14 protein-coding genes are annotated in these 15117 nt (G+C 36.8%); all 14 read right to left on the reverse strand.

The features are described 5' to 3' along the window. Positions 1-136: 136 nt before the first annotated feature. The 14 genes from LKE46_RS11060 to pfkA all read right to left on the reverse strand — a co-directional run bounded on the left by LKE46_RS11060 (position 137) and on the right by pfkA (position 15103). The gene (locus LKE46_RS11060; protein ID WP_291721969.1) at positions 137-1528 is read right to left on the reverse strand and encodes a hypothetical protein; all 1392 of its coding nucleotides are present in this window, start codon (positions 1526-1528) and stop codon (positions 137-139) included. 28 nt (positions 1529-1556) lie between these two features. Further along, positions 1557-2858, reverse strand: a complete 1302-nt coding sequence (locus tag LKE46_RS11065; protein WP_291721970.1) for an acetyl-CoA hydrolase/transferase family protein — start codon at positions 2856-2858, stop codon at positions 1557-1559. Between the two features lie 17 nt (positions 2859-2875). After that, positions 2876-3142: a hypothetical protein gene (locus LKE46_RS11070; protein ID WP_291721971.1), complete on the reverse strand. Its 267-nt coding sequence runs from the start codon at positions 3140-3142 to the stop codon at positions 2876-2878. An 11-nt stretch (positions 3143-3153) separates the two neighbouring features. Beyond that, complete coding sequence (locus LKE46_RS11075; RefSeq protein WP_291721972.1) at positions 3154-3432, reverse strand: NifU family protein; 279 nt, start codon at positions 3430-3432, stop codon at positions 3154-3156. Positions 3433-3478: 46 nt separating this feature from the next. Continuing rightward, positions 3479-4933 (reverse strand): 4-hydroxyphenylacetate 3-hydroxylase family protein, encoded by a 1455-nt coding sequence (locus LKE46_RS11080; protein ID WP_291721973.1) that lies wholly within the window; start codon positions 4931-4933, stop codon positions 3479-3481. A gap of 265 nt (positions 4934-5198) precedes the next feature. Further along, positions 5199-6230: a Gfo/Idh/MocA family oxidoreductase gene (locus LKE46_RS11085; protein ID WP_291721974.1), complete on the reverse strand. Its 1032-nt coding sequence runs from the start codon at positions 6228-6230 to the stop codon at positions 5199-5201. A gap of 30 nt (positions 6231-6260) precedes the next feature. Then, positions 6261-7388 (reverse strand): Gfo/Idh/MocA family protein, encoded by a 1128-nt coding sequence (locus LKE46_RS11090; protein WP_291721975.1) that lies wholly within the window; start codon positions 7386-7388, stop codon positions 6261-6263. Positions 7389-7410: 22 nt separating this feature from the next. Next, on the reverse strand, positions 7411-8454 hold the full coding sequence (locus tag LKE46_RS11095; RefSeq protein ID WP_291721976.1) for an alcohol dehydrogenase catalytic domain-containing protein: 1044 nt from the start codon (positions 8452-8454) through the stop codon (positions 7411-7413). 48 nt (positions 8455-8502) lie between these two features. Further along, on the reverse strand, positions 8503-9384 hold the full coding sequence (locus LKE46_RS11100; protein WP_291721978.1) for a sugar phosphate isomerase/epimerase family protein: 882 nt from the start codon (positions 9382-9384) through the stop codon (positions 8503-8505). Next, a complete protein-coding gene (locus LKE46_RS11105) occupies positions 9374-10531 on the reverse strand; it encodes a Gfo/Idh/MocA family protein (protein ID WP_291721980.1) in 1158 nt (385 codons plus the stop codon). Before LKE46_RS11105 ends, LKE46_RS11100 begins: the two co-directional genes overlap by 11 nt. Before the next feature lie 22 nt (positions 10532-10553). Continuing rightward, positions 10554-11624, reverse strand: coding sequence for a Gfo/Idh/MocA family protein (locus LKE46_RS11110; protein WP_291721982.1), 1071 nt, complete (start codon positions 11622-11624; stop codon positions 10554-10556). A 197-nt stretch (positions 11625-11821) separates the two neighbouring features. After that, complete coding sequence (locus LKE46_RS11115; RefSeq protein WP_291721984.1) at positions 11822-12712, reverse strand: AraC family transcriptional regulator; 891 nt, start codon at positions 12710-12712, stop codon at positions 11822-11824. A 24-nt stretch (positions 12713-12736) separates the two neighbouring features. Beyond that, entirely contained in the window at positions 12737-14140 is a 1404-nt protein-coding gene (locus LKE46_RS11120) for an MFS transporter (protein ID WP_291721986.1), read from the reverse strand. A gap of 15 nt (positions 14141-14155) precedes the next feature. Next, positions 14156-15103: a 6-phosphofructokinase gene (pfkA, locus tag LKE46_RS11125; protein WP_291721988.1), complete on the reverse strand. Its 948-nt coding sequence runs from the start codon at positions 15101-15103 to the stop codon at positions 14156-14158. Positions 15104-15117 lie beyond the last annotated feature (14 nt).

The raw sequence follows: 15117 nt of genomic DNA on the forward strand, positions 1-15117 counted from the left end.
TGTACCTCCTATTATTATGTATTTTAAACAGTAGATTGCTTTAAGCAATCTACTGTTTTTTGAATATTTATTAATAATTATATCACTTAATTACAAAAGATTCATATTTTTTTCATTCTTGAAATTTCAAACTTGTCTAGCAACTCCCAACATTATCCTTTACATCTTTTTTTTCTTCCCTTGTAAAAATACTTACATCCAGATTTTTCTTATTTCCAAGTAATATCAATAAGCTCAGTACTATACCAACAGCAAGTCCCCAAGCAGCACCTCTTGCAACTATTACAGCCGCCATTATACCTGCAATTCCAAGATCATTCATGGTACGTGACTTTAGTATACCTATCCTTACAGAAACGTATCCCTGTATCAACATGGTAAGAGCCAGTGCTATATTTAAAACAGGAGTAACCAAAGTAACTATAGGCATGAGAAAATATCCTGTCAAAGTTCCGAATCTGAATGATCCTGCACCGCCGTTCACTGAATCCATTGCCTTTCTCCCATGTTTATATCTATCGCATACAACAACCTGCATAGCAGCCCATAACGGTCCGCACATGGTTATATCCGGTCCTATAATAGACATAAGGCAATTACGAAGTCCAAATATCAAATGTGTTCTATTAGGATTATAGTCTATCAATTCATCTGGACGGGATTTTGCTGCATCTTCGAGAAGTGCCTGTGCCTGTATCATTTCACCAAACAATATTACATAAGCTGAAAATACCATAGGTATAGCTTGAACAAACATCTTGGCCGGTGGAAAACCTATGGACCAGAACGTCCAATTACTCCATAATTCTCCGAATGAAGGATTTGAAAATCCCCATTTAATAGTCGGCCATACAGTCTCTCCAACAAGTGGGCCCACCAAAACTGCCAATAAAACACATGGTAAAACTCCTAAATTTGAAATAACCTGAAAAACTTTATTCTTGTTCCTCAAACTTTTAAAATGGTTTGAGAACAGAAGATAAAATGCAAGACCTATACAAATTATAATTGCCCAGGGATACTTTTCGAAATGTCCCCCCTTGCCAAATACTGTATTTACAGCAGCAAGACCTGCTCCCATGATTATACCCGCCTGCATGCAATTAGGTATCAGTGTAATAACTTTTTTACCTAATCCTGTAATTCCAAGAACTGCTGCAAAAACACCAAGACTTAATTCAAATGCAATAAGTGCCTGTACTCTTTGAGGCCCCAAGGGGAATTCGCTGACATACAACATTAAAAGCGGTATGGCAGGAGTAACCCATCCAGGTACAACTGGGTCACCAAGCAAAACATGAGTACAATAGAGTACTCCATTGAGGGTAACAATAGCCAATGCAACTTCAAATGGCATTCCCAAGTACTGCTGGAGCATGGGAATTGCTCCAAGACAGACGGCACACATTAGAAGTCCCTGAATATAATCTGGAAGTTCAAATCTGTAATGAACTCCTGGAATACGTATTTTGAAAGGGCCTGCCGGTATATATGGTTGTTCTTTTCCATATTCTCTTTTATAAGCCATATAAATTTTCTCCTTTTTTGAATTTTAATTAAATTTTACAATTAAATCTTTTTTCAAATTCTTCTTCTAACGATTCTCTAAAATCGGGATATGCAATATTTATCAATGCTCTGGCTCTATCCTTCAAGGTCTTCCCTCTGAGATGTGCGATACCATATTCTGTAATTATATAATCCACTTCATTTCTGGAAGTTGTAACAGCTGCACCTGTATCGAGCAGTGGAACTATCCTTGAAACCTTTCCATGTGATGCAGTGGAAGGTATTGCTATAATGGATTTTCCATCTTCGGCCATATCAGTTCCCCTTACAAAATCGACCTGACCTCCAACACCACTTATCTGCTTTAATCCTATACTTTCGGAACATACCTGTCCCATTAAATCAACCTGAACACAGGAATTTATTGAAACCATCTTGCTGTTTTTCATAATTACAAGCGGATTGTTAACATAATCTACAGGATAAGTTTCAACCATGGGATTATTGTCTACAAAATCATACAGCTTCCTTGTACCCATGAGGAATGTTACAATTATCTTTCCAGGATGAAGAGTCTTCCTGCTGTTGTTGATAACACCTGCTTCCACCAGTTCAACTACACCATCCGATATCATCTCGGAATGTATGCCGAGATCTTTTTTGTCCTTTAAAAACATCAGTACTGCATCTGGAATGGCGCCTATACCAAGCTGAAGTGTAGAACCATCTTCAATAAGCGATGCACAGTATCTCCCTATGGATTTCTCAACTTCTCCAAGCTTGGCCGGTTTTAATTCTATAAGTGGATGTGAAACTTCCACCATATAATCAATATTTGATACATGTATGAAAGAATCGCCAAGTGTCCTTGGCATATTTTTGTTGACTTCCGCAATTACCAGCTTTGCACTCTCTGCAGCAGGTTTTGTGTAATCGTTTGAAACTCCAAAACTGCAGTAGCCGTGTTCATCCGGCTCACTTACCTGGATAAGTGCTACATCGACAGGCAGATACCCCTTCTTGAACAACCTTGGAACTTCATAGAAGAAGCATGGTGTATAATCCCCTCTTCCTGAACTTACCGCATCTCTCGTACTTGCACCTACAAAAAGTGAATTGTGTCTAAAATATTTTTCCATTCCGGGCTTGGCATATTCTCCTTTACCCATGGCAACCATGTGTACTATTTCTAAATTTTCGTAGTTTTCTTTATTTTTAACCAATGCATCTATTAATTCTGAAGGTTCTCCAACTGCGTGTGAAAAAACCACCCTGCTGTTTGATTTTATTTTTGAGACAGCCTCTTCTGCATCAACCAATCTACTTTTATATATATCTTCCCAACTCATAAAAAATTATTTCCCCCTTACATATTTAAATACTTTTTTAATAAATTACGGACTTCATCAAAATCATCTTTAGAATTTACAAGTATTTTCTGAAATTTGAATTTAAGTTCACTCTGATCCGCACAGCAGCTGCTGCACCCGCATAAAACTATAACCACATCATAAACTTCACCCGGTCTGGCTATTTGAAAATTAAAATTGAATTTCTCCTTTAAGCTATATAGAAATTCTTTCCTGTCATATTTTGAATTACATCCGCCGCAGTATTTAATTCCTATATTCAAAATCAATCACCCTATGCATGTTTGCTTAATATTTTTCTCGCCATATTCAAGGTATCTTCACTTATATAATCTATGAGTTCAACCCCTTTTATCCCGGAAATTTCTTTCTTTATGGCAGATTCAATTATGTCATGTACAGTATATTTAGCAGAGATACAATTGCCGCACTGTCCCAAAAGTCTTATCTTGACCACGCCATCCTTTATATCGAGAATCTGTACATCACCATTATGGCTGTTCAAATATGGCCTTACCTTTTCATCAATAACCTTGAGCACTTTCTCATTCATAAACGAAACACCTCATTTTCAAGAAGAGGTGAAAACACCTCTCCTCCTAATCTTCTATTCTGGCTATAGCCTTTGCAAGCTTTTTCTTCTGTGCTAAATTGCCCTGTCTTGATATCATTATTCTCTGTGCCTGTGGCGAACCTGCACCATGCATTGATTCAGTTCTATATCCCACTGCAGCAGTACCAAGGCTCAAATTCTCTATAAGTCTGAGTATTTTCATTCTGTTTTCCAACGGAACAGATGCAACACCTACAAGATATTTCTTTACATATTTTCCTACCTCTGCACTCTTATAATCCTTTTCAGAAGGCATCGTAACCATCAATCCACCTGCTATATCTTCTGCAAGTCTTACAATCTCATAAGGGAATCTTGTAACATTCTGCTTACATACATTGGCAAGCAAGAGATCTATCTGATAATTTCCTGCTTTTGTAGGATATCCCTCAGCTGAGCATGCAATTCCACATGCATAAAGTGTTTCATTCAAGTGCATCATTTCTATCAGTTTATCCTTTATATGTGATGCCTTTGCTGCCCCATTATACTCGGCAGCTAATGCAGCAGCTCCTATAAGTACATCTCCGACTCCTACTTTACATCCACCATAACTCTGTCTATGATATCCTGCAAATCTTTCTACCAGCATTCCTGCATATTCAGTTTCACCATTCAAGAATATCCTGTCATTTGGAACGAAAACATCATCGAATACCGTCAGAGCTTCTACTCCACCAAAATTCTTGTTACCTACATCTATATCCGCATCTTTTTCAAGTTTTCTCGTATCACAGGACTGCCTTCCAACTATCATGGTTATTCCCTTTGTATCTGTAGGTATTGCAAAGGATATTGCATAATCCTTGTCTTCAGGTCTCATTGCAATAGTAGGCATTACAAGTACTTCATGAGAATTGCATATACCTGTCTGGTGAGCTTTTGCTCCTCTTACAACTACTCCATCCGGTCTTCTTTCTACAACTCTTAAATATAAATCAGGATCAACCTGTTTGCTTGGTGACAATCCTCTGTCTCCCTTTGGATCTGTCATTGCACCGTCAACTGTCAAATCATTTTCCTGAACATATGCCAAAAATTTTTTAAAGTTTTCAAAATAATTTGTATTATACTGTTTGTCTACTTCAAAAGTAGTACTATATACGGCATTGAAGGAATCCATACCTACACATCTCTGAAAACACGCAGCAGTCTTTTGTCCACACAATCTCTGCATTTTAACTTTCTTTACTAGATCTTCAGCACTTTGGTGCAAATTAGTAAATCTATTTATTTTCTTGCCTGTTATATTTGATTTTACAGTCATAAGATCTTCATATTGAGGATCCTGGGCTAAATCATAAGTCATTTTAACAGAATTAAGAGATGGACGAAGCACCGGATTATCAACAGGGTTGTCTATCTTTTCTCCTAAATAATAAACATTCAATTTCAACTTACGCAAACTCTCTACATACTCTTCTCCAGTCATTAAAGACATTAAAATCATTCCTTTCACATAGTATAATTTTTATTACACCAATTTATATAAGCAACTTCAATGCCAATACTCCAACTATAAATAAAAAGCCGGTACAATCCCATTATTATACCGGCTTTACCCTATATACGGCAACAGTTTATTATATTTTAAATCGTTGCCTTGATGCAATAATGCAATATAAAACGTTTACCATTGCATTATATTCTCTACTTTCAGTCCATACTGCCTTGCAATTGTCATATATGCATAATTGCAACAAATTTTACTTTTGCAACATAAATCCATCATATATTATCTTATTGGATTCATATGACTCCTGAAGCATGTCAATGGATATTGATGCCATTGTACCATCATGCGCGGTAATCTCCGGAAATGTTCCTTGTTGAATACAATTTGCAAAATTTTGCATTTCCAATAAAAATGCCTGCTCCCATCTTTCAAAAAAAGTAGTTAGTGATTCATCAATGACGCTGAAATTTTTATATATCTGCATTCTGGTCCTATTAGGATTTGTACCGATACGAATTGTACCTTCTGTACCTACTATTTCAGATTCCACATCACATTGAGGAGCTGTACGTCCACAATAAATGAAGGCACACCTGCCATTTTTAAAATTCACCATGGACCATCCGTTGTCGACATCCCTGTATTTTTCAAATTCCTTGTAGACATAGCCGCCTCCCCTTACATATACTGATTCAAAATCCCCACCTAGATACCACCTGGACAAGTCCACATCATGAACCGACATTTCCTTGAAAAAGGATGCTGCATTCCCCTCTCTCTGCCTCTGAAGATGAAAAGGAACAACGGTTATAGGGTCCAAACTGTATCCCCTGAAAAATATTGGTTCACCAATTACACCTTCCCTGATTTTCTGCATTGCTGCCGCATAGGAAGGATCAAACCTTCTCATAAATCCAACAGTAAATATCTTTCCGCCGTTTTTCTTAACAGCTTTCTCAATTTCCAAGCATTCTCCTGTTGTTTTCCCAACTGGCTTTTCACAAAATACATGTATCTGCTTCTCACATGCTCTAATTGCCTGATACTTATGAGCAGCAACAGAAGTTGCAATAACAAGTGCATCTATTTCATCATTTTTCATCATTTCATCGAAATCTGTATAGGCATATTTTATATTGAGTTCTTTTTTCACTTTTTCAGCACGGTCTTTGCCATCACAAATTGCAACTACCTCTGCATTTGCAATTTTATTTTGAATATTGGCAGCATGCATCTCTCCTAAAGCACCTACTCCTACAACGGCAATTTTTACCTTATCCACATGAAACCCCCCTTTAAAGATCTTTAACAGTTACTCGCACTCTGAAACCTTGACCCATCTATGCTCACGGTCTGATTTCAGCATGGCATCTATTAAAACGTTTATTTTATATGCATCTTCAACATCAGGTCTTATTTTTTTATTTTCTGAAACTGCTTTTAGCATTTTATGAGCTTGAATTGTCATTAAATCGATATAACTGATACCTAGTCCAGCCTGTGTACAAAATATTCCATACTCTCCATGCAGCGGCATTGCACGAATCAACTTAAATCCCTGATTTTCAGGTGGAGCACTGTGATCATACACTTCCAGCTCATTCATTCTTTCCTGATCAAAACGAATAGCGCCTTTCGTCAGCTGCACCTCAAAACGTTCACCCACTTTATTTCCAGGTGCCACACGGCTGGAAACAAGTGTGCCAAGGCAACCATTTTTAAAAGTATAAATTGCATTTACTTCGTCATCATTTTCTACTGGCAACATTTCATTTGAATCTTTCGACTTTTTCCTCTGTTTATAAACAATTTGCGTTTTTGCACATACTTCATCGATTTCTCCTACTAAAAAATTAGAAATACTCAACATGTGCGCCCCAATATCACCAAGAGCACCAGAAACAGCATCGTACTGTCTCCATGTGTGAGGAATATCTTTCCCTGCACAGTAATCCATGTCATATTCTCCTCTGAAAGATATCACCTTCCCTAATTTTCCAGACTCCATAAGCTCTCTGGCATAAACAACCATTGGATTATTAATGTAAATGAATCCACACATAGTAATGTTATTATATCTGTTAACAGCATCCAGTGCTTTTTTTGCTTCTCCGGCATTCATACCCATTGGTTTCTCACAAAATATCGCCTTGCCAGTTTTAGCTGCTTCAATCAATAAAGGTACATGATATTTATTAGGTGTTGTAATTACAATCAAATCAATAGATGGATCATTGAATATATCTTTAACTTCCGTGCTCCATCTGTTAAATCCATATTGTCTGCAAACTCTTTCTGCCTGTTCTTCACAAGTATCTACAATTAACTCCAATATCGGAACAACATCCAGGCCATAATGCTGTCTAACATTGTTATACGCCCGCGCATGTGTTGTTCCCATCCATCCACCGCCGATAATACCAATTTTAATTTGCTTCATCTTTTCATTGCTCCTCTCATATTCAAGTTAAATCAAAAGGATAAAGAACTACTTCCATTGCTTTTCCTTTTCTCATAGCTTCCATTCCAGCGCCAAATTGTGTAAGGGATAATTTATGGGTAATTAGATTTTGAATGTCAATCAAACCACTTTCAAGCAATTTTGCAGTGGACAACAAAGTAAAGTTTCCAACAAAATTACCATATATTTGAATGGATTTTGCAGCTATATCATATTCACTTACAGTTTGTCTCATACTGTTATTCAAACCAAAGATCATTACCTTACCGGCTGGCCTTACACAATTTATTGCATCATTAACCAGCGTGCCTACAGCATCAACAACAACATCGGCTCCAATATTACAAGTCTCCCTCAACACCTCTTTATACAAATTTTCCTTTGATGGATTAATAACCCTGTCTGCTCCTATTTGTGAGGCAAATTTTGAACGATATTCTGAAACCTCAGAAACAATTACCTTTGCTGCACCATTAATTTTTAACAGTTTTGCAAAGTAAAGCCCAATTGGTCCTCCACCCAATACCAATACATTTTCACCAGGAAGCATTCTTATTTTATCAATTGCTCCCATAACACAATTCAGTGGTTCTGCAAATATTGCAGTTTCCAGGGGAATATCGTCAGATATTCCAACACACATTTTTTCAGGAACCACTGCATATTGTGAAAATATTCCGTCAACATGTACTCCCATGGAGTGCATATTCATACATAAATTCCTATTGCCTGAAAGACACATAGGACATACATCACATGGGATGTTGTTATCGCAGATAAGCCTATCTCCAACCTTGAATGCTGTAACATCTGAACCTGTCTCCAAAACTTCACCTACAAACTCATGTCCTAATATAATTCCCTTCTCTGCAGGAATTTTAGGCGGATTATCCAAAATATGGACATCTGTTCCACAAATACTTGCAATCAAAACTTTTACCAATAAATCTTTAGGCTTTATTATCCTAGGTATTGGTTTTTTCACAATTTGATATTCACCTATATCTTTAAAAATTACGGCTGTCATATCATCAGCATTTTTCATAACTAACTTTGCCGCTCCTTTCTATTGTAATACCCATATACATAATTTTTATTTCATACCGATATCAGCAAGAAATTTACGTGTCCTCTTTGCAATTGGAAAAGGTTTATCAAAAGAACACGGATACATATCCTGTTCCACAACAGCCCATCCATCATAGTCAACCTCCTGAAGTGCTTTATACATATCGGCAAAATCTACAGCACCTGCACCAGGTTCACACATCAATCCAAGTCCTACTGCTTCGACAAAGGAAAGTCCTTCGCTCTTGATTCTGTCACGAAGTTTCTGATTGCAATCCTTTAAATGCAGATATGGAATACGTTTGTAATGTTTACGGAAAAAAGAAACAGGATCGCCTCCACCATAAACATGATGTCCAGTATCAAAACACAGCATGACATCAGTATCGTTCAACAAATGCTCAATCTCATCTTCACTTTCACAATAGGTCTGGGCATGAGGATGATAAACCACCATTAATCCATACTTGTCACGTGCATAGTCACTAACCTCCTGAATATTGGCACAGAACTGCTTCCATTCCTCATTACCAATAGTTGCAGGATGAATCAGTTTTCCAGTATTCAAATCCGTATATACGTCAGTAAACAATACCATGTATTTTGCTGTAGAGAATTTTATTTGAATCGGTCCAAGCAAATCAATCGTATCTTTTACAATACTAACCCCTTGATTAGAGCACATATCACCGCTTAGTGTCGCACCAATCAAATCAAGTCCTCTTTTGTCAAGAGCTTTTTTCAATTCATCGTAGCTAGTCGGCAGATAACCAGTAGGGCCAAGTTCAGTACCTTCATATCCAGCAGCAGCCATTTCATCCAAACATCGTGTCCATGGGATCTGCTTCTCATTTTTTGGAAACCAAACTCCCCATGAATCCGGACAACTCCCAACTCTAATTTTCATAACTATCTCCCTCCGAATCAGATACTTTAACCCATTTGCCTGTCCTGGCTGACTCAGACATAGCAGCCATAACACGATCTACATAATAACCATAAGGAATGTCAATGTCGATATTTTTATCATTTACAATTGCCTCCAGCATATCATGGGCCTGAATGCCCATAACGTCTGCATAGGAAATTCCCAATTCATCAGTTTCACAGAATGATTTATAATCACCATGATCAACATTGCCTTTTAGAATTTTAAATCCACTGTCACCTGCTTCTGATTTATTTCCATCATACAATTTAATTTCATTAATACGAGTCAGATCAAATTTTATAGTACCTTTTGTACCCTGTATCTCATAAGCCAGTGCACAAGGCTTACCTGCCGAAATACGGCTCGAAGACATCTGCCCAATATGTCCATCGCTATACTTGATCAAAGCATAAACCTGATCATCGGTATCTACAACAACCCTTTTACTTGAATTTATCGATTCCGGACGAGTTGGATAAACTGTTTCCCACATTGCACAAACTGCTTCTACTTCTTTTCCAACCAGCATATCAGACAAACTTATAACATGTGCAGTTAAATCACCAAGTACACCGGTACCTGCTATAGAAGCATACTGTCTCCAGGTGGATGGAACCAGTGGATCCACACAATATGAGCAGTCAAATTCACCTCTATAAGTTATAATTTCCCCTAATTTCCCAGCACGAATTATATCTCTAGCATATACATTAGCTGGACATTTGCGGTAAATAAAATCTACCAGGCTCTTTACACCAGCTTTCTTGACTGCTTCAGCCATTGCCTTGCTGTCTTGAAGAGTATTGGCCATGGGCTTTTCACATATAATATGTTTGCCTGCCTTAGCAGCAGCAATAACTATAGGTGCATGTAAATTATTTGGAGTTGCAATAATCACCAGTTCAATCTCTGGATTTTCAATTACTTTCTTCCAGTCGGTGGTAAAATTTTTAAATCCAAAACGCGAACATGCTTTCTTAGCAGTTTTCTCATTGGAATCAGCCACCATCTCAAATACCGGGCAGATACTATCACCATATGCACGGCGAATATTGGTAAATCCAATCGCATGATAACTTCCCATCCAGCCTGCACCAATTAATCCAATTTTAATCTCTCTCATTTTATAATCTCCCCTTACTTGTTTATTTATAGAATTCAGGAATTTGTCCTGTTATTATCGGCTCGATTTTACCTGAAGTTTGTGAAGCAATCAATGCATCTGCCGTTATTGAAGCAATATAGCCATCCCATACATTAGGACCATTTACATGACCCTCCAGTGTAGAATTTACCCATTCCTGTAATTCAACATCATAAGCTTCAATAAAGCGAGTTTTCCAATCGGTTTCAATCGGTGTTGTACGAGTACCATTTACACGAACCATTGGGAAAGAAGGTTCCGGCATTTTAACAGCACCTTCTTCACAAACAACTTCACATTCAATATCATAGCCGAATCTGAAATTTACAAATACTTCAACATCAATACAAATACCGGTCTTTGTGCGTAACATCATAATTTGAGGATCTTTAAGATTAGCATGAGTATTTTTCGTAGATTTTGGAATAACAACTTGAGCAGATTCATATTCATCATTAATCAGCCAATGAAGTACATCAATTTCATGAATCATAGTCTCTGTAACTGCTTGCGGTGTATCATAGCTCTCATCTACAGCTGGATTTCTGTGTGTACAATGCAGTATCAAAGGATCGCCATAGGTGCGAGCATCAATTATTTTTTTAATCTGGCGATATCCTTTATCGTAGCGTCTCATGAAACCTACCTGTACTAATTTTCTTCCGGCTTTCATTTCAGCTTTCATAATTTTTCTGCAGTCATCTGCCGAAGTAGCCAGCGGCTTTTCAGTAAACACCGGTTTTCCTGAAGCAATTGCCTTCAGCACAGATTCCTTGTGTGCAAGACCCGGAGAAGTGACTACAACTGCATCAACATCAGTATCATCAATTAGTTGTCTATCATTTTCATATACCTTAGCACCAATTGTTTTTCCAACCTTTTTGGCACTCTCCATAACTGTATCACAGACTGAAACAACTTCACTATTCTGAAGTTGTTCACTTAAACGCACAATATGTTCCTTTCCAATTCTCCCACAGCCAATTACTCCAATTTTTAATTTCATAAATAACTCTCCTTCCAATTCCCCGAATTTCTTAAAAATATTCTCAAGGACAGCTTCTTTTCCCATCAGCTACCTTCCAGTTGAAAAAACAAAATGGAATACTTTATCCTTGATTTAATTATAATATAATCCCTTTGGCTGTGTTATCGTTTTCTTGTCTGGATTTTTCTCTTACTCCCTCCGTTTTCATTCCCCTGCACAATTATTTTTCATATTCTTGCTTTGACTATCTGTATCTTTGTACCATGCTGAATAGAATCCTTCTAAACTGTTTTATTTTCACTATATGCAAAATATGCGAAGAAATCACGGTAGTGACTAGGTGTCATCCCTACATATTTTTTAAAAATTACATCAAAATGACTTGGGTTATAATAGCTGAAATGACTTGCAATCCTTGTAACTGAAAACTTCGTGTTCATAAGTAGACTTTGTGCTTCACCAATACGGCGGTACCTTACATACTGTATAGGTGAATAGCCCGTAAATTTCTTGAAAAGATGTGCCAAATAATATCGGTTTATATTCATAGATTTGCTAATGTTATTCAGATTAATTTCTTCATTGTAATTTACATCCAAATATTTTTTAATACGATTTACTAATGTATTACATTGTTTTTCTTTTAATACTTCCTTGTCATTGGTATTTTTCTGAACTATAAAATATACAAGCATTAGAAGAGAACTGGCAAAACTGGAGCATATATCTCTTTCACTTTTAGAATTTGTAAATAAGTAATAAATTATTTTCATGATACATTTGATATCATCACCAAATTTTCCACAATGAACAATCGGCCATATATCTGATTCAATCAAGTGATTTGGTTTAAATCCTCTTAAATATACACTGGTTAATGCACAACAGTAGGAACATAGTGTTCTATATCGGAACGGATCCTCTCCATGTAAAACACCAGCATTGAAAATAACAAGATCTCCCTGCTTAATTACATAACGTTCATCGCCTATGATGTACTCTCCTTCACCCTTATATGCATATAAAAGTTCCAGATGATTGGGGTGATTGTGTACCATACGCGGATAATTTCCACTATGAAATTCATCAGTCAAATAAACTGCAGATAAATATGGTTTACGTTTACAGCTCAAAAAAGAACAATAGTCATTCTTCATAAAATATTCGTCCAAATTCATAACCTCCTCATCTAATTTTCATACCTTCCCACGTATATTCAAAATAGTGAAGAACCCAATGACTAGTGCAAAAATCATTATACCTGCTGAAACCAAACAAGTATTGCTCATTCCTTCACTAATATTTACCGGATTAAATCCTGCCGCCGATTTTGTTCCTGTAAAAGAATAAAATATTGCACCCAAAAGTGCAGATCCAGTTGTCTGCCCAATACTTCGGGACAAATTTAAAAGTCCAGAGGACAGTCCTCTTTTTTCGGGTCTGGACAGTGAAATTATGGATGAATTATTTGGAGTCTGAAAAAAAGCAATACTACCATCAAAGAAGAAAAATGTTACTGAAAAATCAGCTGCACTTGAAGCAATGTCCAGCCTGGACATCATAAAAGCACCAAAAGCAAAAAATGCTATTCCAAACATCATAACCTTATAATTTCCAAAGTAATCAGAAATTTTTCCTGCGACAGGACTAAAAATAGCACATCCAATGGGACCCGAAGCCAAAAGCAATCCTGACATGGATGTAGAATATCCCATTGCCTGTTGAAGATAAAAGGGAAATATAAGAGTGGATCCGGTAATTACTGCATAAAGAAGTACGGCTACAGCAAGACTTCCAGCAAATAAAGGATTTTTAAACATACTCAATTCTACAAGTGGAAACTCTATCTTTTTTTCATAAAATATAAATACGGCAATTCCTGAAACAGCACTGCCAATAAGTATTATAACTATAGTATCCAGGCCCTTATTTTCTGCAAAAGTTATACCCAGATTATAGCAAACAAGTATGCTTGCCAAAATAAATACCCCTATGAAATCGAATTTCTCCACATGTTCTGTTATTGGAATCTCAGGGAATTTTGAAACTAAAACAAACGCTAGAATTCCTATGGGAACATTAAAAAAGAAAACAGCCCTCCATCCGCTTAAGCCTATAAGTACACCGCCAACTGATGGTCCCAGGGCAATTCCTATGGGGAGCATTGATGTCAAAACTCCCATACTTTGAACGAGTTTATTTTTAGGAATCAGATCACCTGCAATCGCAAAAGATAATGAAGTCAGTACTGCTCCACCTATTCCCTGAAGTATCCTGAATAATATGATCATGTAAATGGAATCTGCCAGGCCACAAAACAATGAGGCTGCTGTAAATATTACAATTCCCAATGCAAATATAGATCTTTTACCAAATATATCTCCAGCCCTCCCTACACCTACTATTAGAGAAGTGACTGCAAGCAAATATCCCACAGCTATCCACTGGGCACTGGCAAAACTTATGTTCAGTGATTTTTCTATTGTAGGAAGTGCAATATTTACAATATTAGTATCAATAGAAGACATGAGAACAGCAAGTGAAAGTGTAAAAACAACCAGAGGGGGGTTATTTTTATTTTTTGTCTTATCTATTATCATAATTGTAGACATCCCCTAAAATATGCTGAACAAGTTATAATCTTCCTTCTTGTCGCTATTTTCAGTATTTATCTCACCAAAATTCACATATATGATTTTGTTGTTTCTAATCCCGACAGCTTTATTTGAAAAACCATTTATCAATAGATCCACAGCTTTTATACCCATTTTAAATGCCAGTATTCTGTCAAAAGCAGATGGATCTCCCCCTCTCTGTACAAATCCCAATACTGTACTTCTTATGCTAATGTCAAGCTTGCACTCAATATATTTTTGCAGTTCATTTATATCATACATCCTCTCTGTTACTATTATGATATTGTCCTTCTTGCCATTATGGATATTATCACTCAATTTTTTACATATATCATCAGGTTTCAGCTTATTCTCAGGTGTAGATATTATCTCAGCTCCTCCCGCAAAAGCAGAATACAAGGCCAGATCACCACAGTATCTCCCCATGACTTCCACAATAGTGGTTTTTTCGTGTGAACTGTCTGTATCCTTTATTTTTTTTATACATTCAAGAACTGTATTGAGAGTTGTATCAAAGCCTATGCAATAATCCGTGTAATTCAAGTCATTGTCTATAGTGCCAGGAAGTCCTATAGTATTAACACCAAGTCTGCTCAATTTCTCCGCACCCTTGAATGATCCATCTCCACCTATTACAATCAAGCCACCTATTTGAAATTTTTTCAATGTATTTAGAGCTTTTCTCTGTCCTTCTTCTTTAACAAATTCAATGCATCTGGCAGTTTTTAGAATTGTTCCCCCTCTTTCAGCTACATCATCCACCTCTTTATTATCCAGTTTTATTAAATCTCCATCTATTAAACCTTTATAGCCATATTTAACTCCAAAAACCTCCGCTTTTTTATAGGAGGCAAATTTTACTACCGCCCTTATGGTAGCATTCATTCCCGGAGCATCTCCACCGCTAGTCAAAATTGCTATTTTCATATATTCCATCACCC

This window comes from Clostridium sp., from assembly GCF_022482905.1.
GTDB lineage: Bacteria > Bacillota > Clostridia > Clostridiales > Clostridiaceae > Clostridium_B.